The organism is Cellulophaga sp. RHA_52 (genome assembly GCF_007827205.1).
In the GTDB taxonomy this organism is placed as follows: Bacteria; Bacteroidota; Bacteroidia; order Flavobacteriales; family Flavobacteriaceae; genus Cellulophaga; species Cellulophaga lytica.
On record NZ_VIRZ01000001.1, the window covers coordinates 2,994,778 to 3,021,746 of the forward strand.

23 protein-coding genes are annotated in these 26,969 nt (G+C 31.2%); 13 read left to right on the forward strand and 10 right to left on the reverse strand.

Annotated elements, in window-relative coordinates:
• Window positions 1–91 precede the first annotated feature (91 nt).
• Window positions 92–361, reverse strand: coding sequence for a DUF4834 family protein (locus JM80_RS13260; RefSeq protein WP_013622285.1), 270 nt, complete (start codon window positions 359–361; stop codon window positions 92–94).
• A 103-nt stretch (window positions 362–464) separates the two neighbouring features.
• Here JM80_RS13260 and JM80_RS13265 point away from each other — a divergent pair, with 103 nt between their 5' ends.
• Window positions 465–1,487, forward strand: a complete 1,023-nt coding sequence (locus JM80_RS13265; protein ID WP_144710508.1) for a transporter — start codon at window positions 465–467, stop codon at window positions 1,485–1,487.
• 84 nt (window positions 1,488–1,571) lie between these two features.
• On the forward strand, window positions 1,572–2,690 hold the full coding sequence (locus JM80_RS13270; protein ID WP_013622283.1) for a hypothetical protein: 1,119 nt from the start codon (window positions 1,572–1,574) through the stop codon (window positions 2,688–2,690).
• 57 nt (window positions 2,691–2,747) lie between these two features.
• Here JM80_RS13270 and JM80_RS13275 read toward each other — a convergent pair whose 3' ends face one another.
• The 3 genes from JM80_RS13275 to JM80_RS13285 form a co-directional block, all read right to left on the reverse strand.
• A complete protein-coding gene (locus JM80_RS13275) occupies window positions 2,748–4,007 on the reverse strand; it encodes an aminotransferase class I/II-fold pyridoxal phosphate-dependent enzyme (protein WP_013622282.1) in 1,260 nt (419 codons plus the stop codon).
• Between the two features lie 123 nt (window positions 4,008–4,130).
• Window positions 4,131–5,171, reverse strand: a complete 1,041-nt coding sequence (locus JM80_RS13280; RefSeq protein ID WP_013622281.1) for a PLP-dependent cysteine synthase family protein — start codon at window positions 5,169–5,171, stop codon at window positions 4,131–4,133.
• A 74-nt stretch (window positions 5,172–5,245) separates the two neighbouring features.
• Window positions 5,246–7,384 (reverse strand): S9 family peptidase, encoded by a 2,139-nt coding sequence (locus tag JM80_RS13285; protein WP_144710510.1) that lies wholly within the window; start codon window positions 7,382–7,384, stop codon window positions 5,246–5,248.
• 69 nt (window positions 7,385–7,453) lie between these two features.
• Between JM80_RS13285 and JM80_RS13290 the strand changes: the two genes are divergently transcribed.
• A complete protein-coding gene (locus JM80_RS13290) occupies window positions 7,454–7,780 on the forward strand; it encodes a YbaB/EbfC family nucleoid-associated protein (protein ID WP_013622279.1) in 327 nt (108 codons plus the stop codon).
• 41 nt (window positions 7,781–7,821) lie between these two features.
• Entirely contained in the window at window positions 7,822–8,277 is a 456-nt protein-coding gene (locus JM80_RS13295; RefSeq protein WP_144710512.1) for a thioredoxin family protein, read from the forward strand.
• Window positions 8,278–8,504: 227 nt separating this feature from the next.
• Here the strand turns inward: JM80_RS13295 and JM80_RS13300 are convergent, their stop codons facing one another.
• Window positions 8,505–9,605 carry an OmpA family protein gene (locus JM80_RS13300; protein WP_013622277.1) on the reverse strand — a complete coding sequence of 367 codons (1,101 nt, stop codon included), beginning with the start codon at window positions 9,603–9,605 and terminating at the stop codon, window positions 8,505–8,507.
• 240 nt (window positions 9,606–9,845) lie between these two features.
• Here JM80_RS13300 and JM80_RS13305 point away from each other — a divergent pair, with 240 nt between their 5' ends.
• Window positions 9,846–10,169: a YegP family protein gene (locus JM80_RS13305; protein ID WP_013622276.1), complete on the forward strand. Its 324-nt coding sequence runs from the start codon at window positions 9,846–9,848 to the stop codon at window positions 10,167–10,169.
• Here JM80_RS13305 and JM80_RS13310 read toward each other — a convergent pair.
• Window positions 10,155–11,177: a low specificity L-threonine aldolase gene (locus tag JM80_RS13310; RefSeq protein ID WP_144710515.1), complete on the reverse strand. Its 1,023-nt coding sequence runs from the start codon at window positions 11,175–11,177 to the stop codon at window positions 10,155–10,157. The two genes, JM80_RS13305 and JM80_RS13310, sit on opposite strands and share 15 nt — an antisense overlap.
• Before the next feature lie 18 nt (window positions 11,178–11,195).
• A complete protein-coding gene (locus JM80_RS13315; protein ID WP_144710517.1) occupies window positions 11,196–13,595 on the reverse strand; it encodes a zinc-dependent metalloprotease in 2,400 nt (799 codons plus the stop codon).
• An 89-nt stretch (window positions 13,596–13,684) separates the two neighbouring features.
• Here JM80_RS13315 and prfB point away from each other — a divergent pair.
• The 4 genes from prfB to JM80_RS13335 all read left to right on the forward strand — a co-directional run bounded on the left by prfB (window position 13,685) and on the right by JM80_RS13335 (window position 18,233).
• Window positions 13,685–14,783, forward strand: a protein-coding gene (prfB, locus tag JM80_RS13320) for a peptide chain release factor 2 (protein WP_013622273.1) whose coding sequence is annotated in 2 segments (ribosomal slippage) — window positions 13,685–13,747 and window positions 13,749–14,783 — 1,098 coding nt in all. Because the reading frame shifts where the segments join, the coding sequence is not laid out codon by codon here.
• A 17-nt stretch (window positions 14,784–14,800) separates the two neighbouring features.
• Window positions 14,801–15,142: an arsenate reductase (glutaredoxin) gene (arsC, locus tag JM80_RS13325; RefSeq protein WP_013622272.1), complete on the forward strand. Its 342-nt coding sequence runs from the start codon at window positions 14,801–14,803 to the stop codon at window positions 15,140–15,142.
• A 107-nt stretch (window positions 15,143–15,249) separates the two neighbouring features.
• Complete coding sequence (locus tag JM80_RS13330; protein WP_013622271.1) at window positions 15,250–15,723, forward strand: hypothetical protein; 474 nt, start codon at window positions 15,250–15,252, stop codon at window positions 15,721–15,723.
• Window positions 15,720–18,233 (forward strand): TonB-dependent receptor domain-containing protein, encoded by a 2,514-nt coding sequence (locus JM80_RS13335; protein ID WP_144710518.1) that lies wholly within the window; start codon window positions 15,720–15,722, stop codon window positions 18,231–18,233. The genes JM80_RS13330 and JM80_RS13335 overlap by 4 nt, the downstream gene beginning before the upstream one ends.
• A gap of 169 nt (window positions 18,234–18,402) precedes the next feature.
• Here JM80_RS13335 and JM80_RS16460 read toward each other — a convergent pair whose 3' ends face one another.
• The gene (locus JM80_RS16460; RefSeq protein WP_013622269.1) at window positions 18,403–18,576 is read right to left on the reverse strand and encodes a hypothetical protein; all 174 of its coding nucleotides are present in this window, start codon (window positions 18,574–18,576) and stop codon (window positions 18,403–18,405) included.
• 270 nt (window positions 18,577–18,846) lie between these two features.
• Between JM80_RS16460 and JM80_RS13340 the strand changes: the two genes are divergently transcribed.
• Both JM80_RS13340 and fumC read left to right on the forward strand, forming a co-directional pair.
• Complete coding sequence (locus JM80_RS13340) at window positions 18,847–21,279, forward strand: outer membrane beta-barrel family protein (protein WP_089118837.1); 2,433 nt, start codon at window positions 18,847–18,849, stop codon at window positions 21,277–21,279.
• Between the two features lie 113 nt (window positions 21,280–21,392).
• Entirely contained in the window at window positions 21,393–22,790 is a 1,398-nt protein-coding gene (gene fumC, locus JM80_RS13345) for a class II fumarate hydratase (protein WP_013622267.1), read from the forward strand.
• Window positions 22,791–22,863: 73 nt separating this feature from the next.
• Here fumC and JM80_RS13350 read toward each other — a convergent pair whose 3' ends face one another.
• Entirely contained in the window at window positions 22,864–23,751 is an 888-nt protein-coding gene (locus JM80_RS13350) for a hypothetical protein (protein ID WP_013622266.1), read from the reverse strand.
• Between the two features lie 166 nt (window positions 23,752–23,917).
• Here JM80_RS13350 and JM80_RS13355 point away from each other — a divergent pair, with 166 nt between their 5' ends.
• Together JM80_RS13355 and JM80_RS13360 are read left to right on the forward strand one after the other, a co-directional pair.
• Window positions 23,918–24,385, forward strand: coding sequence for a GNAT family N-acetyltransferase (locus JM80_RS13355; protein ID WP_144710520.1), 468 nt, complete (start codon window positions 23,918–23,920; stop codon window positions 24,383–24,385).
• A gap of 6 nt (window positions 24,386–24,391) precedes the next feature.
• Window positions 24,392–25,180, forward strand: a complete 789-nt coding sequence (locus JM80_RS13360) for an MBL fold metallo-hydrolase (protein WP_144710522.1) — start codon at window positions 24,392–24,394, stop codon at window positions 25,178–25,180.
• A gap of 70 nt (window positions 25,181–25,250) precedes the next feature.
• Here JM80_RS13360 and ettA read toward each other — a convergent pair whose 3' ends face one another.
• On the reverse strand, window positions 25,251–26,942 hold the full coding sequence (gene ettA / locus JM80_RS13365) for an energy-dependent translational throttle protein EttA (RefSeq protein ID WP_144710524.1): 1,692 nt from the start codon (window positions 26,940–26,942) through the stop codon (window positions 25,251–25,253).
• Window positions 26,943–26,969: the final 27 nt, after the last annotated feature.

Genomic DNA, 26,969 nt, shown 5'->3' on the forward strand with positions numbered 1-26,969 from the left:
GTTGTATTAAATTTTCATACGTAAGTTTAGCAAAATAAGCATTTTTTGGTTGCCTAAACTCTAAACTTAATAAAGGTTGGTTGTTATTTTTTTATTCTACTTCTTCAAAATCTATATATTCTCCTACTTTTTTAGAAGGGTTAGATTTGAACTTAGTCTTATTTGTTTTTGAAGAAGACTCATCTGTTGTATTAGTATATCCCTGATTAGGGTTTTGCGCAAACTCTTCAAATTTTTTCTTTAAATGTTCTTCAGTTTTTTTAGCTGCATAATTCATCATTTTAGGCGCATACAAGCGTATCAAAAACTTTAATAGGTAATAAACCGCAACAATTACAAGAATAGCTATTAAAAAATCCATATTTGTTCTAAAAATTTATATCAAAAATACAATTCTACCGTTGTATATAAAGATTATATCTCTTAAAATAATAATAAAAGTATATTTAGGTAAGCTTACAGGTATGAAAAAATTAAAAAATATATTCTCTTTATTTCTTTTTACACTTCCATTTTTAGGACTTTCACAATACACAGACGTTATAAACTCTAACAGACCAGGACAATCTGTAAGTGCATATGCAATTGGCACAGGAGTTTTACAGGCCGAAGCCGGAATGTCTTACGAAAAACAAAGTCATAACACACTAAAAACTGATTCTAAATTACTGGGAGTAGATTTAGCTTTAAGGTATGGTTTGTTTTTTGAAGAATTAGAAATTATATATGAAGGGACATATACTAATGAAAACAGAACATATTCTACCATTGGTTTTCCTGATCAAAAGTATACAGATTTTAAAAGAAATAGAATTGGATTAAAATATTTAATTTTTGACCCTTACAAGAGTGAAGAAGCAAACAAGCCAAATTTATATAGCTGGAAAACTAATAACACATTTCAGTTAAAAAATTTAATACCTGCAATATCTGTTTATGCAGGTGCCAACTTTGTTTTGGGTGACAATCCATACTACCCTGGTGAAGCTACAGTATCTCCAAGAGGTATGATTGCTACACAAAGTAGGCTTTCTCCAAAATTTGTGCTTATTACTAACGTTGCTTATGACCGCATAGGAACAGATTTTCCTGAATGGAGCTACATTGTTTCTTTATCTCATGCATTTAGAAACCCTAAATGGAGTGTTTTTGCAGAAAACCAAGGTATTAAAAGCGACAGATATTCTGATGTAATTTTTAGAGGTGGTACTGCTTATTTAATTGATGAAAATATGCAAGTAGATTTACATTTGGGTGCCAATATAAAAGATACTCCTACCCGCCTATTTTTTGCTGCTGGTTTTTCATATAGGTTAGATATGCATAAAGATAAAGTAATTGCTATTGAAGATCAGAATGCAACAACTAAGGATGGAAAAATTAGAAAGAAAGACCTTAAAAAGAAAAGAAAACAAGCAAAAAGAGATGCTAAAGGAAAAAAAAGCAAGAAAAAGAAATCTAAAGATGATGAACCTATAGATTTTTAAAAACAACTTCTAATTTTTACAAGCTTAAAACTTTCTCTTATTAATTAATATCCCTAATATTGATGTAGAAAAAGATATTAGAATATGATTACCATTGTTGAAGCTAAAACCAAAGCAGAATTAAAGCAATTTGTAAAATTTCCGTTTAGTATATACAAAAATTCACCTTACTGGGTGCCACCAATTATTAATGATGAATTAGATTCATTTAATAAAGACAAAAATCCTGTTTTTAAAGATGCAGAAGCCTGGTTTTTATTAGCTTACAACGGACCTAAACTTGTAGGTAGGGTTGCTGCAATAATTAATTGGATAGAAATTAACAACCAAAAAGTTAAAAAAATGCGCTTTGGTTGGTTTGATTTTGTTGATGATACAAACGTATCTGAGGCTTTACTAAAAAGGGTTGAAGAAATAGGTAGAGAGCACAAATTAGAGTTTATGGAAGGCCCCGTTGGCTTTTCTAATTTAGATAAAGTAGGTGTTGTTACAGAAGGTTATGACCATATTGGTAGTATGATAACTTGGTACAACCACCCCTATTACGTTAAACATTATGAACGTTTAGGTTTTGTAAAAGAAAAAGAATATTTAGAAAATAAATTTCCGTTTGCCAATGCCAAACCAGAATTTTTTGAAAGAATACAGGGTTTAATAAAAAAGAGATACAACCTAAGAGAAATAAATTTTACAAAAACTAAAGATGTAATGCCTTTAGCAGATAAAATGTTTGATTTGTTTAATGAGTCTTACGCTTCCTTATCTTCTTTTGTCCCTATAAACGACATACAAAAAGAACACTTTAAGCAAAAATACATAAGCTTTATTAACCCAGAGTACATAAAATTTGTGGTAGATAAGGATGATAATCTTGTTGCTTTCTCTATAGTAATGCCTTCTTTTTCTAAAGCATTACAAAAATCTAAGGGGAAATTATTTCCTTTTGGCGCTTACCATTTACTTAAAGCTAAAAAACAGAGTAAAGATGTTATTTTTTATTTAATTGGTGTACACCCAGAATACCAAAACAAAGGAGTAACAGCTATTATTTTTAATGAATATTATAAAACATTTAAAGATAAAGGTATAGAAAATTGCATAAGAACACCAGAGTTAGAAGAAAATACCGCTATTAGACAGCTTTGGAAAAATTTTGATCCAAAAATATTTAGAAGACGCAGAACATACCGCAAAAACTTATAAACTAAAAAACCCAAGCATAATTTGCTTGGGTTTTTTAATATAAAATAAAAAGATTTTTTACTCTCCCATTGCAGCTGCAACAGCGGCAGATAATCTTTTGTATGTACCATTTGTTAAACGCTCACGTATTGCATCAAAAGCATTAAGCGTTTCATTTACATCTTCTAAGGTATGAGAAGTTGTAGGAATCATTCTTAATAAAATAAGTCCTTTAGGAATTACAGGATAAACCACTATAGAGCAGAAAATACCATAGTTTTCTCTTAAATCTCTAACCAACGCCATAGCTTCTGGTATACTACCATTTAAAAATACAGGAGTAACACAACTAGTAGTTGTTCCTATATCAAAACCACGTTCTTTTAATCCACTTTGCAATGCATTTACATTCTCCCAAAGTTTATTTTTTAACTCTGGCATTGTTCTAAGCATATCTAAACGCTTTAATGCACCTACAACCAATTGCATTTGTAATGACTTTGCAAACATTTGCGAACGCAAGTTGTATTTTAAGTAATCTATAATTTCTTGATCTGCTGCTATAAATGCACCTGTACTAGCTAAAGATTTTGCAAAAGTAGCAAAGTACACGTCTATTTCATCTTGCACTCCTTGTTCTTCACCTGCTCCAGCACCAGTTTTACCTAATGTACCAAAACCGTGAGCATCATCTACTAAAAACCTAAAGTTGTACTTTTTCTTTAAAGCTACAATCTCTTTTAATTTACCTTGCTCACCACGCATACCAAAAACACCTTCAGAGATAACTAAAATACCTCCACCAGTTTGTTCTGCCATTTTAGTAGCACGCTCTAAGTTTTTTTCTAAACTCTCAACGTCATTATGCTTGTAAGTAAAACGTTTACCCATATGCAAACGTACACCATCAATAATACATGCGTGCGAGTCTACATCATAAACTATAATATCATCTTTAGAAACCAACGCATCTATAGTAGATACCATACCTTGGTAACCAAAGTTTAATAAGTAAGCTGCATCTTTTTTAACAAATTCAGCCAACTCATTTTGTAATTGTTCGTGTAAATCTGTGTGTCCAGACATCATACGTGCTCCCATTGGGTAAGCAGAACCATAATCTGCTGCTGCTTGTGCATCTACTTTACGCACTTCTGGGTGGTTTGCTAAACCTAAATAATCGTTAACACTCCAAGTAATTACTTCTTTCCCTTGGAATTTCATTCTATTAGAAATAGTTCCTTCTAATTTAGGGAAAACAAAATATCCCTCTGCTTGCGATGCCCATTTTCCTAATGGTCCTTTGTTCGCTAGTATTCTATCAAATAAATCTCTCATCTAAGCTATTTTGGCTGTCTGCAAAAGTACAGAATTTCAGCAAGGTTTCATAACAATTTTATGAACAAAAAAAAACAATGAACTAAAATTCATTGCTTTTTTATTTTATATTTTCTAAGTTTTTTACTTAACAAATTGAATTTCTGGCTTTTCCTGTTCTACAACAGCATTTAAAAACCCTTGTGCCTCCATCCATTCATCACTATAAATTTTACTCATATATCTAGATCCGTGATCAGGAAATATAACAACTACTTTACTATTGGCATCAAATTCACCATCTGCATGTAATTGTTTTACAGCTTGCATTGCAGCACCACTAGTGTACCCAACAAACAAACCTTCTGTACCAGAAATTTGTCTTGCAGTATGTGCGCTTTCTTCATCTGTAACTTTTACAAATTTATCTATAACATCAAAATCTGTTGCTCCTGGTATTAAATTTTTACCTAAACCTTCTATACGGTAAGGGTAAATTTCATTAGCATCAAACTCACGTGTTTCATGGTATTTTTTTAATACAGACCCAAAAGCATCTACTCCAATAACTTTTACATTTGGGTTTTGCTCTTTTAAATACTTTGCTGTACCAGAAATAGTACCACCTGTACCACTACATGCAACTAAATGGGTAATATTGCCATTTGTTTGTTCCCAAATTTCGGGCCCTGTAGAAGCGTAATGCGCAGCTCTATTAAGTTCATTAAAATATTGATTAATGTATATTGAACCTTCTGTTTCTCTGTGTAACCTTTTAGCAACCTCATAATAAGAACGAGGATCATCTGCACTTACGTGCGCAGGACAAACATATACTTGTGCTCCCATAGAGCGCAACATATCTATTTTATCTGGAGATGATTTAGAACTTACTGCTAATATACATTTGTATCCTTTAACAATACTTGCCATTGCAATACTAAAACCTGTATTACCAGATGTTGTTTCAATAATTGTACTGTCTTCGTGTAATAATCCTTTACGTTCTGCTTCTTCAATTATATGAATTGCTATTCTGTCTTTTGCAGAATGTCCCGGATTAAAAGCCTCTACTTTAGCGTAATATTCTCCTTTAAAGGAATTAGTAACATTATTAATTTTAATTAACGGAGTGTTACCTATTAACTCTAAAACATTGTTATAGGCATTAATTTTATTTTCCATGCGTATTTGGTTATAAAATGATAAGACTTTGTTGGTTTGCTTATCAATTACGTGACAAATTTAGGTTTTTTTTTTTACTTATCGATTTTTCCCTCTAAATCTATTAAAAACGCATAGTCTTTTGCTACTTCTTTTAATGCCTCAAACCTTCCTGAAGCACCGCCATGGCCAGCATCCATATTAGTATCTAAAAATAGTAAATTACTATCTGTTTTAAGTTCTCGTAATTTTGCAACCCATTTAGCAGGCTCCCAATATTGTACTTGAGAATCATGCAGTCCTGTTGTTACTAAAATTGCTGGGTAATCTTGTGCTGTAACATTATCATAAGGAGAATAAGATTTCATATAATCATAATACTCTTTATCATTTGGGTTTCCCCACTCATCATACTCACCTGTTGTAAGTGGTATAGAATCATCTAACATTGTTGTAACAACATCTACAAATGGCACACTTGCAATTACACCGTTATATAACTCTGGCGCCATATTAAGTACGCCACCCATTAACAATCCTCCGGCAGATCCTCCAGAGGCATACAAATGTTTTGTACTCGTATAATTATTATCAATTAAATATTTAGAGCAGTCTATAAAATCTGTAAAAGTGTTTTTCTTTTTTAAAAGCTTTCCGTCCTCGTACCATTTTCTTCCCAAATACTCTCCTCCTCTAACGTGTGCAATTACATAAATAAAACCTCTGTCTAATAAACTTAAACGTACTGTAGAAAAATATGGATCTATTGTATAACCGTATGAGCCGTATGCATATTGCAGTAAAGGGCTAGTACCATCTAACTTAGTATTTTTATGGTAAACTACAGACATTGGTATTTTAACACCATCTCTGGCGGTTGCCCAAACTCTCTGAGATCTGTAATTTTCTTTTTTAAACTTACCTCCTAATACTTCTTGTTCTTTTTTAATTTCTTTGGTTTGGGTATCCATATTAAAATCTATAACAGAACTTGGTGTTGTTAAAGAATTATAACCATACCTTAGTATAGATGTATTAAAATCTGGATTAGTACCTACATAAGCCGTGTAGGTTTCACTCTCAAAAGGCAAGTAATATCCTTTATTAGTATCCCAACGAACAATTTTTAATTTATTTAATCCATTTTCCCTTTCAGATAATACATAATAATCTTTAAATATATCTAAATCTTCAAGGAGTACATTTTCTCTATGAGGTATAAATTCTTTCCAATTTGTAGCTGCCGTTGCAGACTCATTACAAGTCATTAATTTAAAGTTATAAGCTTGGTCTTTATTGGTTAAAATAAAAAACTTATCTCCATAATGTGCTATAGAATACTCTAATCCTCTTTCTCTAGGAGAAAATATTTTAAAATCTGAATCTGGCTCATCTGTATTAATAAATCTATACTCAGATGTTAATGTACTAGAAGACCCAATTACTATGTATTTTTTTGACTTGGTTTTATATATGTAAGTATTAAAAGTTTCGTCTTGTTCATGATACACTAAAACATCTTCAGAAGTTGGTGTACCCAGTTTATGTATGTAAATTTTATCAGACCTTAATGTTACAGGATCTTTTTTAGTATAAAAAAGTGTTTTATCATCTGCAGCCCATACGCTACTACCTGTGGTTTTCTCTATAACATCTTTATAAACTTCCCCTGTTTCTAAATTTTTAATTTTAATTGTATATTCTCTTCTAGAAACAGTATCTACACCAAAAGCTGCTAATTTGTTATTAGGGCTAATTGCAATACCACTTAAATTAAAATAATCATGATCTTTTGCTAAATCATTACAATTAAAAATAATTTCTTCTTGGGCAGATTCCTCACCTTTTTTTCTAGAGTAAATAGGGTATTCTTTACCAACTTCATATCTAGTTCCATACCAATACCCGTTTAACTTGTAAGGTACAGAGGAATCATCTTCTTTTATTCGCCCTTTCATTTCACTAAAAAGTGATGCTTGAAACTCTTTAGTATGTGCGGTTAAGGTATTATAATAAGTGTTTTCTTCTTCTAAATATGTAATAACTTCTTTATCTTCTCTGTTGTTTAGCCAATAATAATCATCTACTCTAACATCATTATGTTTAACTAATTCTTTTGGAACTTTTTTTGCAACAGGAGTTTTTATAGTAGCCATAGGCTTATTTATATTTTTACATGAAGCGACAAAAATAATACTAACTAACAGAACAATACCTTTTTTTATGACTTTCATTTTTTTTTAAGATTGATTGAGCTACAATTTAGTAATTTTGAAAAATAATAACTATAATTTATAAATATTATGTTTGGAGATATGATGGGTATGATGGGAAAACTAAAAGAAACCCAGCAAAAAGTTGAAGAAACAAAGCAGCGCTTAAATACTGTTTTAATTGACGAAAAATCTACTGATAACGCTATTAAAGTAACAATTACGGCTAACAGAACAATTAAAAGTATTGAGATTGATGAAAGTATTTTAAATGATAAAGAACAGCTTGAAGATTATTTAATAATTACATTAAACAAGGCTATAGAAAAAGCTACACAGGTAAATGAAACCGAATTAGCTGCTGCTGCAAAAGACGGTTTACCCAATATTCCGGGAATGGATTCGTTATTTAAATAAAAACTGGCAAGTTTTTTGTATCAACAATAAAAAAGACAAAGATGAAACACTTATTAATTGCCTTAATTTTTCCTTTAATATTTGGTTTTGCACCAGCTAATAAAGTTATTGGAGATGTAGAATGGAACACAGATTATGAAACTGTGCTAAAAAAGGCTAAAAAAGCAGATAAAAACATTTTAGTTTACTTTACGGGGAGTGATTGGTGCGGACCTTGCAAAATGCTAAAAAAGGATTTGTTTGCTACAGCTGAATTTAAAGAAATATCTGAAAATTACGAGTTATTATATATAGATATTCCTAGAAACAATGACTTATTAACGGAAAAGCAATTAAAACACAATATGGATTTAATGGCTAAGTATAATAAAAAAGGAGTATTTCCTAACTTAAAAATACTAGATAGTAAAGGCAGAGAAAAAGGTGCTTTACACGGTTATAGTATGAACGGCGAAGTACAACACCATATTAAGTTTTTAAAGAAGTATATGAAATAGTTTCATCTTACAGTAAAAAAGCAAACAAGACCTTTAATTTATATTAAGGGTCTTTTTTTTACATCTACTTAAAATTGTTGCCCCTTAAACAACACTACTTAACATTTGTAAACAAATTCCCAAATAACAACAAACCAAAATAGGATTATTTAAAAAGTAAAAGAGCCTTCAAAATTAATTGAAAGCCCTTTTTATTGGTTAGTGATTAACTATAATAGATTTTACTACTAGTTGTTAATTAATCTAAATTCAGTTCTTCTGTTAGCAGCGTGCTCTCTTTCTGTACAAGAAACACCATCTTTACATCTGTTCTTTAATTTGTTTTCACCGTAACCGTTAGCTACTAATAAGCTAGAGTTTACTCCTTTAGAAATTAAGTAATCTGCAACAGACTTAGCTCTTCTTTCTGATAAACTTTGGTTAGATACGCTATTACCTCTAGAATCTGTATGAGAAGCAATCTCTAATTTAACACCTGGGTTTTGGTTTAAAACTGGCATTAATCTAGAATCAATAATTCTTTTTGCTTCAGCAGTTAAAGTAGAGCTACCAGTATTCCAGTTAATTGGTAAAGCTTGGTATTGTACTAAAGAACACTCAACCTCGCTCCAAGTAGTAAGACCACCTTTTTGCTTTAATACCTCTTTAGTAATAGTTTTAGTTACAGCAGGTACAGAAACACTTGTAGTAAAAGCATCCTTATCTAAAACAGTTTTAGTAATTTCTTTGTACTCAGCAGGAATTATAGTTTCTACAACTGAAGGACCAGAAACTAAAACAGTTTTCTTGTAAGTTGCGTTTCTAGAACCAATTGGTGTTTTAGATACAGTAGCGTCTGAAGCTAATTCTTGAGTTTGAATAGTTGTAAACTCTGCTGGGTAACCTTTGTAACACCAGTATCTACAATCATCTGGGTTGCTAGAAGCACAATCAGGAGCAGGAGCACCTAATTCCCAAACTGCATATGCAGGCTTAACCTCTATAGTTTGTGAGCTTGGTGTAAAACTTGCTGGAGTAATGCTTAACGTGTTACCACCTTCTTTAGCTACATAACTAACAGTTTCTGTTCCCCATTTAGCAGGTACTATTTTTAAACTTTTACTTTCATCTTTAATCAAAACACGCTCTGTAACAGTTTTAAAAGTTGCAGGCACTGTTTTTAATACAGAATATGCAGGTTTAGTAGTTATTGTAATAGATTCATTAACGTATACGTCTGGAGTTGTACAACGTACGTAACATTTACCTGGTTCTGGATTTGTAGGCAAATCTTGAGCCATAGTAACAGATGCAGTCATTACTGCAAATAAGAATAATAATTTTTTCATTTTTGGTTAATGTGTTTAATTAATGTTAAAATATGTTAAATAATTATACTGCAAATATAATTTTTATGTTCAACTAATCATAAAAAAAGAGCATTAATTTATAAAAAAACCTTATTTTACTAGTGTTTTAGGGCTTAACAAGCGTTAATTAGTAAATAAACCACTAATCTTAACAAAGTCTTAAAATTAATTTTACCATAACTTTAAAAAAATTCTTATATTTAATAAAAATGTGTAGGTATGTTAGATATTGAAAAAAAAGAGGATAATACTTTTACTTTTAGTTTAAAAACAAAGAACAATGTTGTGTTACTGCAAGGGAACAGTTTTAAAACAAAAGAAGAGTTACATAGTGCCATAAAAGAAATAATGCCATCTATAAACAGTCTTAACGTTTTTGAACGTAAGACCGCTTACAATGGCAAGTTTTTATTTAATTTAAAAGGTTTAAACGGTAAGGTTATTGGTAAAAGTCAGTTTTACTCATCAGAAGCTGGTATGGAAAATGGTATTAAAAATTTAAAAAACAGCTTTTTATCTATGCCCAATTTACAAACTCTTTAAAACAGACAAAAAAGTGCTATGCATAGTATTTGTGTAGTCTAAATGAGTAACTATACGTAATTTTCCTTGTCCCATTCCTATAATTTCTACTCCTTTTTTAAGTAATTTATCTAAGAATTGTTCTTGGCTTAATTTATTTTCATCAATAGCAAAAATAACAATATTAGTTTCTATAGGCTCTACAGTTTTTACATAGCTTAAGTTTTGCAATACCTCTCCTATCTCTTTTGCTTTTCTATGATCTTCTTTTAATCTATCTATGTGATTATCTAAAGCATATATAGCTGCACCAGCTAAATAACCTGCCTGCCTCATTCCGCCACCAAATAGCTTACGTACCCGGATAGCTTTTTCTATATCCTCTTTAGAGCCTATTAATACAGACCCTACAGGACATCCTAAACCTTTACTTAAGCAAACACTTATGGTATCAAACAAATCTCCATATTGTTTTGGAGTTTCATTTTTAGCTACCAATGCATTCCATAAACGAGCCCCATCTAAATGGTATTTTAAGTTGTGTTTTTCACAAACCATCTTAATTTTTTTTAGCTCTTCAAAATCCCAACAAGCTCCTCCTCCTTTATTAGTTGTATTTTCTATACAAACTAGTGTGGTAAGCGGACTATGATAAAAATCTGGCGGATTAATTGCTTCCTCTACCTGTTTTGCAGTCATCATACCTCTGTGGCCATCAATAAGCCTACATGACACACCGCTATTAAAGCTAACACCACCTCCCTCATAATTAAAAATATGAGCATATTTATCACAAATTAATTGCTCTCCTGGTTGTGTATGTAATTTTATTGCTGTTTGGTTTGCCATAGTTCCACTAGGAAAAAATAAAGCTGCTTCTTTACCAAACATTGTTGCTAGTTTTTCTTCTAACGCATTAATAGTTGGGTCATGCTTAAAAACATCATCTCCTACTTCAGAGGCAAACATTGCATTTAGCATTTCTGGGGTAGGCTTTGTTACCGTATCACTAATAAGGTTTATTTTCATTTTTAGATATTCTTTTTTTTAGTTTGATAGACATTCCATTCCTATAGGAGAACCATCAGGAATTTTAGGAGACGTAACTACCTTAAATAATTCTGGGTGTTTTTGATAATAATTTATTCTTGTTACAATTTCTAAAGCATAAGGCGTACTTACTGCATTATACTTATTTTTTAATTCGTTTAGCTTAAAATTAGCAATAGCATTTACTTGCGGATGTACGTTTTTACTTAACGCTAATTTTGTGATATAATATAGAGCTCTAAAGTTAATATTCTGTTGTACACCATTTAAATAAGAATCTTTATAATTATAATTTAGTGTAGTATTAACTAATTGGTTTAACACATCTTGTAGTCCTAGTTGTTTGGAGTCTAAACTTTTTTGCTGTATTAATCTAGATGCTCTTTGCGGATGCAATAAAAAAGAAAGTGTCATATCTGCAGCTGTTTCTGCAGCAGAAAGCGCATCAAAAGAAATTCCTGTTTTTCCGCTAAAAGATTCCCTACTGCTACCATAACCTAAAGCTCTAGGAGGAAAAAGAGGTAGTTTATTTTTAGGAATTGCAATCTGTTCTGCTTTTAATGTTTTTAATAATGCATCTAAGGCGTATTGTTGCTCTTTACTAGATACTGTTTTAACTGTAAATTGCCCATCTCCTTTTACTGCATAATTATAGTCTAAACCAGCAATTAGTTTAGTTACGGCTTCAGTTTGGTATCTATGAAAAAAATACAATGGAGCAAAAACATCTTCTAGAACTGAATTTGGTTGTCCTTCCTTAATATTATCTATAGAAAAATTAGAAATACCTACTGCTCTAATTTTTAACACCTTATTTAATTCTTCTGTTGCATTACCTCCATTGTCCCAAAGGTGTGCATATGCATGTGCACCTCCACTGGCTCTGGCATCTCTGTCTGATATAAACCTATATCCTTCTTTATATGCCTTTTCAATATTTTTTTTCAATTCTTTTTCTTCGTCTACACCATCTTTAAAATCTGAATAAGAATAAGCTACTGTATATTTATCCCACTCACCTATACCTTCTGCATATGCACTAGAAAAATCTATATTTTTTCCTTTCAACTTAAATTGTGGGTGCGGATAATCCATAACAGATGCTCTGTTGTTGGTACTAGCTGCAAAATTATGAGCAAAACCTAAGGTATGTCCAATTTCGTGTGCAGACAACTGTCTTATACGTGCTAGTGCAAGTTCAAGCATTTTGTTATAGTTATCATCACTCTTTGCAAAAGGTTTATTTGTTAAGGCTTGCGCAATTAAAAAATCTTGACGAATTCGTAAACTTCCTAAACTTACGTGCCCTTTTATAATTTCTCCGGTTCTAGGGTCTGTAACACTAGCACCATAACTCCACCCTCTAGTAGATCTATGTACCCATTGTATAACGTTATACCTAACATCCATTGGGTCTGCATCTGCTGGTAATATTTTTAACTGAAAAGCATTTTTATAACCAATAGCTTCAAAAGCTTGGTTCCACCACCTACCACCTTCTAACAGTGCAGAGCGTACTGGTTCTGGTGTGCCATTATCTAAATAATAGACAATTGGCTCTACTGCCTCACTTATTGCCGCATTAGGGTTTTTCTTTTCTAATCTGTGTCTAGTAATAAATCTTTTCTGTATGTCTTTTTGTACTGGAGTAGCATAATCATAATAAGAAAACATAAAGGAACCACTTTGTGGATGATAACTTCGTTTTTTATAATTGTCATCTGGCAACTCTATAAAAGAATGATGCTGTGCTACTGTTACTAGGCTAGATGTTGGCGTTACAGAACTAATATACCTACCCTTTGCAGTTCCTTTAAAGGTTAAAAAAACATCAAACTCTATATTTTTAGGAAAAGCCTTTGTACGCTCTAAATTAAAAGCACTTTTACTAGCATCTAAACTATAACTACCTTGAGCAGAATTTTTTAATTTAGCGGCAACACCGTGTGTATCTTGTATTAATAATGGGGTAATATCTATTATATATTTACCTTCTTTTTCTTCTTCAATTTTAAAACCACCCAAAATAGATTTTGCAAAAGCTTGCTCTACAGATTGTTTTTCTAAAACATTATTAGTTAACGCTCTATATTTTAAATTTGGTTGTACTAATACTAGTTTGTTTCCTGCTTTTTTAAAAAATACTACTCTAGTTTTACCTAACTGGCCCCTATCTAAACCAATATCATTACTACCAATACCACTACTTAAAGAATTTACATATAAAAATTCTTTTTCCAATTCTTCAACTTCTAAATATACCTTATCTTTTTTGTCATCGTAATAAAACGAAAAATAGCCAGAGTATTTTTTAAAATCCTTTTTCTTACTTGTAAATTGTGCATTTATAGATAAAGAATAAGTTATCAATAGTAGGAATATAGAAATATGCTTCATAGGTTGGTTTTTTAGATTTTCTAAATTTATATAAAATAGATTGTACAACCATAGTTTAGTGCTATTTTTGCTTTTAAATTAATTTAAGAATGATAACAACAGATCAATATAAAGATCTTTTAGATCGCCTTGGTGCGTTAAGGAGGTATCTTTGACATAGATGCCAAGCTTATAGAAATAGAAAATGAAGAAGAAAAAACACTAGCTCCAGATTTTTGGAATAATGCGCAAGTTGCACAAGCGCAAATGAAAGTTCTACAATCTAAAAAAAAATGGGTTAAAGATTTTGATGATGCAAAAATACTTATTGCAGATTTAGAGGTTCTGCTAGAGTTTTTAAAAGAAGGCGATGTTACTGCTGAAGAGGTAGAGAACCACTACAACAAAGCAAAAACTCATATTGAAGACTTAGAGTTTAAAAATATGCTTTCTGATGAAGGAGATGAACTCACTGCCATTTTACAAATAACAGCAGGTGCCGGCGGAACAGAAAGTTGTGACTGGGCTGCTATGCTTATGCGTATGTACTTAATGTGGGCAGAAAAAAATGGTTATAAAATTAAAGAACTAAATTACCAAGAAGGAGATGTTGCTGGTATTAAAACAGTTACTTTAGAAATTGAAGGTGATTATGCATTTGGCTGGCTAAAAGGTGAAAACGGAGTACACCGTTTGGTACGTATTTCTCCTTTTGATAGTAATGCTAAAAGACATACTTCTTTTGCCTCTGTATATGTATACCCACTTGCAGATGACAGTATAGAAATAGAAATTAACCCTGCTGATATAGAAATTACAACAGCACGTTCTAGCGGAGCTGGTGGACAAAATGTTAATAAAGTAGAAACCAAAGTACAGTTAACTCACAAACCAACAGGAATACAAATTTCTTGTTCTGATTCTAGATCTCAGCATGACAACAGGGCTACAGCTATGAAAATGCTTAAATCTCAATTATACGAAATTGAATTGCGTAAAAAACAAGAAGCACGTAGCGAAATTGAAGCTGGTAAAATGAAAATTGAATGGGGATCACAAATACGTAACTATGTTATGCACCCATATAAATTAGTAAAAGATGTGCGTACAGCCGAGGAAACGGGCAACGTAGATGCTGTGATGGACGGACAAATAGACCCATTTTTAAAAGCTTATTTAATGATGATGGGACAAAAAAATGAAGATTAATTTTTAATAATATAATAATGATAAAAATTTACCATAACAACAGATGTAGTAAATCTAGAGCAGGAGTAGCTTTTTTAGAAGAAACTGGTAAACCTTTTGAAATTGTAAAATATTTAGAAAATGTACCTACAAAACAAGAGCTACAAAACATTATTAGCCTTTTAGCTATAGAACCTATAGCTTTAGTACGTAAAAATGAGGCTATTTGGAAAGAGAACTACAAAGGCAAGCAACTATCTAATAATGAAATTATTGATGCTATGATTGCCAATCCTAAACTAATAGAAAGACCAATTGTTATTAACGGAAATAAAGCCGTTATAGGAAGACCTACAGAAGCAATAAAAACTGTAATTTAGTAACAGTTTAATTTTTGGCATTTTTATTGCTAATTCTTTTAACAAATCTTTAACCAAACCAGATTAAACCTTCTTTAATTTTTAAACTCTTACTAATTCAGAAAGTTATGAAAACTAATAAAATATTTTTTTATGCAACAATAGTATTTGTATTGTCTTTTTCTACTGTAGAAGCGCAGTATGGTTACGGTAACGGTTATAATAATGGGTACGGAAACGGACGTGTTAGAAACCAAATGCCACAAACACAATCTAATGAAAAACCAGAGCCTTTAACAGCTGAAGAAATTGTAGACTTACAAATGCCTAAAATTTTAGAAGTTATAGATCTTAATAGTTTTGAAGAAGCAGTGCTAAGCACAACTTTAACCAAATACATTAAAAAGTATATGGAACTGCAGATTTTAAAGCTAGACGGTGAAAAAATGAAAGAAAGCATAGAAAAATTAAAAGAACAACAATCTGAAGAATTAAAAGCTGCACTGCCTAAAGAAAAATATGAGGCCTATGTTGCTTTAGAAAAAGAAGGCTTTAAAAAAGCCAAGAAAAAGAAAAAGAAAAAAACTAAACGAAAAGAATGAAACAACTACTTTCCTTAGTACTAGTATTTGCAACCGTAATTACGTACGCTCAAGGTCCCAATGCACAATCTAAAAACCCTAAAAAAATTAAAGTCACAGGTACTGTGGTTGATGATGAAACAGGAGATCCGTTAGAATACGCAACACTAATATTAGAAAGTGTTAAAGACCCATCTGTAGTTACAGGAGGTATAACAAATCAACAAGGAAAATTTAATGTTACTGCAGACGCAGGGCTTTACAATATTAAAGTAGAGTTTTTATCTTACAAAACATACACACTTAACAATCAAAACCTAACCAAATCTATAGATTTAGGTGTTATTAAATTAGCTTTAGATGTAGAGCAGTTAGATGATGTTGTTTTAGTTGCTGAAAAAACTACCGTAGAACTTAGATTAGATAAAAAAGTTTACAACGTGGGTAAAGATTTAACCGTAAAAGGTGGTTCTGTTACAGACGTTTTAAACAATGTACCATCTGTAGATGTAGATGTAGAAGGAGCTATTAGCTTGCGTGGTAATGAAAGTGTTAAAATATTAATTAACGGTAAACCGTCTGCCCTATCTGGTTTAGACAATGCTGCACTAAAATCTTTACCTGCAGATGCTATTGAAAAAGTAGAAGTAGTAACAAACCCATCTGCTAGATATGACGCAGAAGGTACTGCTGGTATTTTAAACATCATTTTAAAACAAAGTAAAACTGCTGGCCTAAACGGATCTGTATCTGCTACAGTTGGTGATCCAGAACAATACGCTGGTTCTGCAAATATTAACTTAAGAAGAGATAAATTTAACCTTTACACTAACTTAAGTTATAGAGACAGAACAGGACCTGGAAATGCTACTTTTGAAAATGAATACCTTAATGATGACGGTACAACTGCAAGTTTTGAAAACGAATACAGAAATTACGATCGTAACAGTAAAAATTACAACGCAAATATAGGTTTTGAATATTTTATAGACGAAACTAGTAGTATAACGAACTCTGTTTTATATAGAAACTCTAACGGTTTAGATAAAGCAGATGTTAACTTTTTTAATTTTGATGGTAATATGAATCCAACCATTGAAAGACAAAGAAACACAGTAGAAGATGATGATGAAGAAACTGTACAGTATTCTTTAAACTATGTAAAAAGGTTTAATGATGATGGTAATAAATTAACTGTAGACTACCAATACTCTAGATCTAATGAGCTAGAAAATGCTAGTATTGAAGAATTAGTTAGTGGTAATGCTAGCAGCAACCCTTTAGAACGTACAATTTCTGACAACAAACAAATAGATCAATTAGTGCAGGTAGACTATATTTTACCTTTTGGTAAAGATTTAGCCTCTCAGTTTGAAGCAGGTTATAGAGGTAACTTTAACTTTTATAATACAGATTATGATTTTGGAGAAGAAGTTAATGGTAACTTCACTAGTAACCCAAATTTTAGCAACGAGCTTTTTTACAGAGAAAATATAAATGCTGCTTATGTACAATTAGGTACTAAATTTGATAAGTTTAGTTTACTTGGTGGCTTACGTATGGAATCTACAGATATAGAAATTGAATTAGCAGAAACTAATGAAATTAACACCAAAAATTACACAAACTGGTTCCCTTCTGTATTTTTAGGGTATGAGTTATCGGAAATGGAACAATTTACACTTAGCTACAGCAAAAGATTAAGAAGACCTCGTTCTAGGTTTATAAATCCTTTCCCTTCTAGATCTAGTAATACAAACTTGTTTTTTGGTAATCCAGACTTAGATCCAACTTTTACAGATGCGTATGATTTAGGTTACTTAAAAAGATGGGACAAAGTTTTATTTAACATTTCTGGTTACTACAATCATTCTACTGGAGTTTTTCAATTTATTTCACAAGAAACAGGTGACTTTGTAAGCATAGAAGACCCTGCTAACCCTGGAAGTACTGTAGAAATTCCTGTACAAGCTAGAACACCAATTAACTTAGCTACAGAAACTAGATACGGTTTAGATATTACATCTACCTATACACCAATACGTAACTGGAGATTTAGCTTAAACCTTAACTTATTTCAACAAAGCTTAGAAGGTGAACACACCTATACTAATTTCTTAAACGAAGAAATTACTCAAAATTTTGATGCTGATAACTTTAGCTGGTTTTCTAAATTTAGTGCAAAAATACCATTGCCTGCAGAAATAGACTTTCAAACAAACTTAACTTATAGAGGTCCATCTAAAAATGCACAAACTGATACTAAAGGAATGTTTGGATCTGACTTAGCATTAAGTAAAGATATATTAAAGGAAAAAGGTACTTTATCTTTAAGTGTTAGTGACATTTTTAATTCTAGAAAAAGAAGATCTGAAAGTAGAACTGAAAATATCTTCTCTAACAGTGAATTTCAATGGAGAGAAAGAAGTGTTGCGTTAACTTTTACATACAGATTTAACCAACAAAAAAACCAACGTAACAAAGGTGAAATGAGAGATGGTGGCGGTGATGATATGGATATGCAAGGATAAATTGCATAATTAAATAACCACAATAAAAAAAGGATGTTGTTAAACAACATCCTTTTTTTTATTTTATAACTAAATTATATTATACACTAAAATACACACCTAAGTAAATGTATATTTTATTAAATATAGGGTACAAAAAAAGAGACTTAAAAGTCTCTTTTTTTGTTTTTTATTCTAAACGCTTTGCTTTTTTAGCTTCTCGTTTTTCTTTCAGAAATTCTATAAGTGATCCGCCCAACCAATAAGGTATAACAAATGTTAATAAAAATATCATTAGCCAAAATCCTATTGTAAGGATAGTTAAAAAAGCTAAAAAACCTAAATACTGGTCAAATTCAAACATAAGTAATTTATTTTAACGGTTACAAAGATACTTGTTCAAATGAATAGAACAAATCTAAATCATAAAAAAATAATAATTATTTTAATATTTTTTTATATTTGTAGTATAAGACGTACTAATTTTACCTTAAAATACTTGTAAGTAACCAAGGAAATACAAAGCGTTTTTTTAACTAACATACTCAACCAAATAACCTACGTTAAACTTATGCATAAGAACACTTATAATTTCCTAGTCTTTTTTACCCAAATTACAAAAGGCTAACCATAAATGAAAAATATTTTATTTTTGTTTTTAGCCCTAACAACAGCTATTAACGCTCAACAAAACCAAGTTAACAATAGCAATAGTTCTGTAAAGTTAACCGGTACAATTGTAGATTCTGAAACAAAGAATCCGCTAGAATTTGCTACATTAATTATACAAGATAATAATAACCCTAGTTTTATTTCTGGAGGTATAACCAATAAAAATGGCAAGTTTATTATAAATGATATTCCTAAAGGAAATTATAATATTAAGGTTGAGTATATTTCTTACAAAACCTATTACCTAAATAATGTTACTATAACAAAGTCTAAAAACCTAGGACAAATATTACTAGACTTAGATGTAGAAGAGTTAAACGAGGTTGAGCTTATTGCTGAAAAAACAACTGTAGAGCTAAGGTTAGATAAAAAAATATACAATGTTGGTAAAGACTTAACTTTAAACGGAGGGTCTGCTTCTGACGTATTAAACAATATCCCCTCTGTAGCTGTAGATGCTGAAGGTACTATTAGTTTAAGAGGTAACAATAATGTAAAAATATTAATTAATGGCAAACCTTCTACATTATCTGGTGTAAGTCCAGAGGCTTTAAAGCAAATGCCAGTAAGCACAATACAAAAGGTAGAAGTTATTACAAACCCTTCTTCTAAATATAGTTCCTCTGGTACTGCAGGCATTTTAAATATAATACTTAGAAAATCTAAAAAAACAGGTATTAATGGTTCTGTAACTGCAACTATTAAAGACCCTGAATATTATAAGTTAGGATTGTCTTTAGGTTTAAAAAGAAAATTATTTAATATTTTTTCTAATGTAACTTATACAGACAGGGAACGACCTGGATACTCATTATTTAATAACGATTTTTTTGATAATAGTAATACCAAAATAGGTTATGAAAATGAGTACAGATCATTAGATCGTAATTATAAAAACCTTACTATTAATGCAGGTATAGAGCTTTTGTTAAATAAAACCTCTAGCATCACTAATTCTGTTGCTTATACTAAAGCATCAGGTTTAAACTATACTGGTATAGATTTAAATAATTTTAATACCCTAAACAATACAACTATTAACAGAAGTAGAAATACTGAAGAAGATAGTAATGAAGAAAACATACGTTATTCCCTAAACTATAAAAGAAAATTTAATTCTAAAGGTCATATTTTAACTGCAGATTACCAATACTCTAGAAGTTTTGAGCTAGAAGATAGAGCTATTAACGAGGTTATATTAGGCAATAACAACAATGGCTTGTTTGAAGAAGCAATTACTGATGACCATCAAATTAGTCAGCTTGCCCAATTGGATTATACCTTACCTTTTGGAAAAAATTACAATTCTAAAATAGAAGTTGGTTACAGAGGTGTTTTTGATAATTATAATATAGATTATACAGAAGGTTCTATAATTAACAATCAATTTATAAAAAATAATATCTACAGCAACAATTTAATATATAGTCAAGATGTTAATGCAGGATACTTACAATTTGCACAAGGTTTTAATAAATTTAGTGCCTCTTTAGGTATGCGAGTAGAACATACAAATTTAGCGGTGTTACTTACCAATAATAACAGTACAGATAATAAATCTTATACAAACTGGTTTCCCTCTGTTTTTTTAAGTTATGAGTTTACTAATAAAGAAAAGATTAGTTTAAATTATAGCAAAAGAATTGATAGACCTACAGCAGGTAATTTAAATCCTTTTCCTAATAGAGTTAGTAAAACCAACTTATTTTATGGTAATCCAGATTTAGACCCAATGTTTACAAACTCATTTGAGTTTAACTATTTAAATAAATGGGATAAAATAACTTTTAACACTGCCCTATTCTATTCTAAAACAGAAGATGTAATACACAATGTAATAATAGAAACAGGCGAAACAGAGATTATTACAAACAGCACTAATACTATAGCTGCTCCTATAATTGCAAAAACTAAGCGCAACATTGCAGAGGAAGACAGGTATGGGTTAGATGCTACTGTTACTTATGTTCCGCGTAAAAAATGGCGCTTGTCTTTAAACCTTTTTATGTATAACCAAAAATTAAATGGCAGTTATAACTACACCAATAATAACAACCAGTTAATTAATGTAGACTTTAATGCCAACCAATTTAGATGGACAGGTAGCGCTAGTGCTAGATTACCTTTAATGTACGATATTAATTTTCAGACAAACTACTATTACATAGGCGCAAACAATAACTCTCAAACAAAAACAAAAGCACTAGACAGGTTAGACTTTGCGTTTAGCAAAAACATATTTAAAAATAAGGTATCTGTATCTATAGGCGTAACAGATATTTTTAATGCTTACAGAAGGTATTCTACCAGCAATTTAGACAATTCTATTTCTTATAATGAACTTCAATCAGACCAAAGAAACCTAAGAGCCACATTTACATATAAATTTAATTAACAATATTTTTAATTAAAGTTCATATTTACTCTAAAATAAACCAAAATCATCAAATAAATAGGCATTAAAAATTTTCCAAATTCTTACCTTTGTATCTATAAAAAATTAGTACAATGAGCTTTAGAATAGAAAAAGATACAATGGGTAAGGTAGAAGTACCTGCTGATAAATATTGGGGAGCACAAACAGAGCGCTCTAGAAACAATTTTAAAATTGGTCCTGCTGCATCTATGCCATTAGATATTGTTTATGGTTTTGCTTATTTAAAAAAAGCAGCAGCATACACAAACTGTGAGTTAGGTGTATTATCTACAGAAAAAAGAGATTTAATTGCACAAGTTTGTGATGAAATTTTAGAAGGCAAACATAATGATCAGTTTCCATTGGTAATATGGCAAACTGGCTCTGGTACACAGAGTAATATGAACGTAAATGAGGTTATTGCAAACAGAGCTCATGAAATAGCTGGTAATGTTATCGGTGAAGGCGAAAAAACAATACAGCCTAATGATGATGTAAACAAATCTCAATCATCTAACGATACGTTTCCTACAGGAATGCATATTGCTGCATATAAAAAAATTACAGAAGTTACTATACCTGGAGTTAAACAACTAAGAGATACTTTAGAAAAGAAATCTAAAGAATTTGCAAATGTTGTAAAAATAGGACGTACTCACCTTATGGATGCTACTCCTTTAACTTTAGGACAAGAGTTCTCTGGTTATGTATCTCAGCTAGATCACGGTTTAAAAGCTTTAGAAAACTCATTGCCGCATTTAGCAGAGCTTGCTCTTGGTGGTACTGCTGTTGGTACAGGTTTAAATACACCTGCCGGTTATGATGTTCTTGTTGCAAAGTACATAGCAGAATTTACAGGATTGCCTTTTATTACTGCTAAAAATAAATTTGAAGCATTAGCTGCCCATGATGCCATAGTAGAAAGTCACGGAGCGCTAAAACAACTAGCTGTTTCTTTAAATAAAATTGCTAATGATATTAGAATGATGGCTTCTGGGCCAAGATCTGGTATTGGCGAAATAATTATACCTGCAAACGAACCAGGAAGTTCTATTATGCCAGGAAAGGTGAACCCTACACAAGCAGAAGCTATAACTATGGTTTGCGCACAAGTTATGGGTAATGATGTTGCTGTAACTGTTGGTGGTACACAAGGCCATTATGAGCTAAATGTATTTAAACCTATGATGGCTGCTAACATATTACAATCTGCCCAATTAATTGGTGACGCTTGCGTTAGTTTTGATGTTAATTGTGCGTCTGGCATACAACCAAATCACGATGTAATTAAAGAATTATTAAATAACTCTTTAATGCTTGTAACAGCTTTAAACACTAAAATTGGTTATTACAAAGCTGCAGAAATTGCAAATACTGCACATAAAAATGGTACTACATTAAAAGAAGAAGCTATTAATTTAGGCTACGTAACTGCAGAGCAATATGATGAATGGGTAAAACCTGAAGAAATGGTAGGTTCATTAAAATAAAAACCTAACTACTATAAAACAAAAAAGGTGCAATTTTTAAATTGCACCTTTTTTATATGTATTAAAATAAGTATTACTTAAGGGTAAACTCACTTTTACCTAATATCTTTAATTTAGAATCGTAAACTATAGCCATATAGTTTCCTTTTTGAAAATCACCAACTGGCTTATTTACGTAATCACAAATGTCTAAAGTTCTGTTTTCATAATAAAAAGCTGTAGCCTTACTATACGTTAAAGAAGCTCCTGTTTCATTAGACTTTGTAGTTCCTTCTCCTAAAACATTTCCTTGAGGATCTAAAACTTCAATATAAAACTCTCTGTCACCAGCTTGTGCAATTGCATTATCTGCTACAGTAAAACAAATTTTTAATTTATCTGCTCTACTAGCTCTAGTTGTAGAAACTAATTTTCCGCTATTACGCTCTTTAACTGCATCTACAGAAAATTTAGCCAAGTTTAATGCAGAACCTTTTTCTACAGCATCAGCCAATTGTGTGTTTTGTACAACTAAAGAATCATTAAAAACTGTTTGTCTAGATAATTCTTGGTATGTACTATCTCTTTCCATAGCTAACATAGTGTTAGATGTAGTTAAAGAATCAACCTTTTTAAGTAAAAAAGCTCTTTCTTTCTTTAACAAATCAACCTGTCTTCTATATCTAGATAAAGAAGAAATATCAGTTTTCATTGTCTTAACAGAGTCAATATACTTAGCAATTCTGTCTCTTGCCTCAACTAATTCTTCATTTGTAGCATTACTTTCCATAATAGCCTTGTCATACTCAGACTGTAAGCTAGTTAAATCATTAACTACATATTCTTTCTCTTGCGTTAAAACAGTTTTGGTTTTCTCTCTGTCTTTGTATAAAGACACTGTGTAGGCAATAGAAGCTAATAATCCTACTCCCAATAAAACAGCAAGTACCTTTAATCCTGTATTACTCTTTTTCTCACTCATAACAATACTATTAATTCAGTTTAATTTATTAACTTGACTAAGTTAATCTTTTGGTTCAAATTTATATACGTTTTGGTTTAACATTTAGATTATATGCACTTAAAAATTGGTTTAAGTCCAATATTAATCGTCTAACGGAAATAATTACCTAAAATTATAATTTATAATGAATAATTTAACATTTATTCCCTTTCAGCCAAAATACGCTAAAACCTTTAAAAATCTAAATTTAGAGTGGATAAAAAAGTTTTTTGTGGTTGAAAATAAGGATATAGAGCTTTTAGACAATTGCGAAGAGAATATAATTAACAAAGGAGGCTATATTTTTTTTGCTAAAATTGATACTACCATTGTTGGTTGTGTAGCCTACATTAAAATTGAAGACAACGTTTATGAATTAGGTAAAATGGCAATAAGTGAAGCCTATCAAGGAAAAAAAATTGGACAAGAACTATTGACCTTCGCCATTAATTTTGCCAAAGAAGAACAATGGAAACAAGTAATCCTATACTCTAGTGTTAAGCTAACAAATGCACTACATATTTATAAAAAAGTTGGTTTTAAAGAAGTACCGTTAGAGCCAAACGTTGTTTACAAAAGAAGTAGTATAAAAATGGAACTAAATTTAAAATAGAAACTAATGAAAAAACTAATGGGTATTGCTGTTTTTTGCTTATTTATAGTGAGCTGTAAAGACGGTAAAAAGAAAGAAACAGCAACAAATAATGCTACAAAAGAAATTACTAAGGAAAATGACAGCAACTTCCAAATTACACCTATAGAACACGCTACTGCTGTTTTTAAATGGGGAAATACAACTATTTATATAGATCCTGTTGGAGGAGGAGATATGTTTAAAAAACAAGACGAACCAGATTTAATTTTGGTTACAGATATTCATGGTGATCATTTAAATGTTGAAACTCTAGAAGCCATTAACACCAAAAAAACAACAATTATTGCCCCACAAGCTGTTGCAGATAAACTGTCTGAAAACTTAAAAACGAAACTTACTATACTTAATAACGATGCCTCTGTAGATTTTGCCAATATAAAAATTACAGCAATACCAATGTACAATTTAAGAGAGGAAGCTATTAAATTTCATAGCAAAGGACGCGGAAACGGTTATTTATTAGAGAAAGGTGGAGAGCGTGTTTATTTTTCTGGTGACACGGAAGACATACCAGAAATGCGTGCTTTACAAAACATAGATAAAGCATTTATTTGTATGAACTTACCTTACACTATGACTGTTAAAAGCGCCGCAAGTGCTGTTTTAGAATTTAAACCAAAGCAAGTGTATCCATATCATTACCGTGGCAAACCAGATGTTAGTGATATAGCTAAATTTAAACAATTGGTAAACGATGGTAATAAAGACATTGAAGTTATACAGTTAGACTGGTACCCTAACGCATCTTACTAAAAAAATGAAATAAAAAAGCTCCTTACAACTAGTAAAGAGCTTTTTTTTATTTTGAATTAATTAAATAGAACTACCTAATTAATTTTTTATACTTAATACGTTTTGGCATTAAATCGCCACCTAAACGTTTTTTCTTATTCTCTTCATAATCAGAGAAAGATCCTTCAAAGAAATATACTTGCGAGTCTCCTTCAAAAGCTAATATGTGTGTACAAATACGATCTAAAAACCATCTATCGTGAGAAATAACTACAGCACAACCCGCAAAATTATCTAAACCTTCTTCTAATGCACGTAATGTATTTACATCCAAATCGTTTGTAGGTTCATCTAAAAGTAAAACGTTACCTTCTTCTTTTAACGTCATAGCTAAGTGTAAACGGTTACGCTCACCACCAGATAACATGCTTACTTTTTTGTTTTGCTCACTACCAGAAAAATTAAACCTACTTAAATAAGCTCTAGAATTTACTTGCTTACCTCCCATCATAACCAACTCTTGCTCATCACTAAAGTTTTGCCAAATTGTTTTTTCTGGGTCAATGTTAGAGTGACTTTGGTCTACGTAGGCAATTTTAGCAGTTTCACCAACACTAAATTCTCCTTTATCTGGAGTTTCTTCACCCATTATCATTCTAAAAATTGTGGTTTTACCAGCACCGTTAGGGCCAATAATACCTACAATACCAGCTTGTGGTAGTTTAAAGTTTAAATCTTCATAAAGTAACTTATCATCAAAAGCTTTGCTAACCCCTTTAGCCTCAATTACGTTTGTTCCTAAACGCGGACCATTAGGTATGTAAATTTCTAATTTTTCGTCAAGTTGCTTTTGATCTTGACTCATTAATTTATCATAGTTTTTTAAACGTGCCTTTTGCTTGGTTTGTCTTCCTTTAGGACCTTGACGCACCCATTCTAACTCTCGTTCTAATGTTTTTTGACGCTTAGACGCTGTTTTACTTTCATCTGCCATACGTTTAGATTTTTGGTCTAACCAGCTAGAGTAGTTTCCTTTCCAAGGAATGCCTTCACCTCTATCTAACTCTAAAATCCAACCAGCTACATTATCTAAAAAGTATCTATCATGCGTTACTGCAATAACAGTACCTTTGTACTGTGCTAAATGGTGCTCTAACCAATGTACAGATTCTGCATCTAAGTGGTTGGTAGGTTCATCTAAAAGCAAAATTTCTGGTTCTTGTAACAACAGTCTACATAAAGCAACTCTTCTGCGCTCACCACCAGATAATACACTTATTTTTTTATCACCATCAGGAGTACGCAAAGCATCCATAGCAATTTCTAATTTAGTATCTAACTCCCAAGCATTGCTAGCATCTATTTGGTCTTGTAAAACTGCTTGCCTAGCCATTAGCTTGTCCATTTTATCTGCATCAGAATACACTTCTTCTAAGCCAAACATATCGTTTATCTTATTGTACTCTTCTAAAATGGCTACAGTTTCTGCTACACCTTCCTTAACTATTTCTAAAACAGTTTTATCTTCATCTAGCTTAGGTTCTTGTTCTAAATACCCAACTTTATAACCGGGAGAAAAAACTACATCACCTTGGTAATTTTTATCTAAACCAGCTATAATTTTTAATAAAGTAGATTTACCAGATCCGTTAAGACCAAGAATACCTATTTTGGCTCCATAAAAGAAACTTAAGTATATATTTTTTAACACTGGAGTATTGGCCGTTTTAAAGGTTTTTGTAACTCCAGACATTGAAAAAATGACTTTTTTATCGTCAGACATATCTTGTATTATTAGTTGTTATTATTT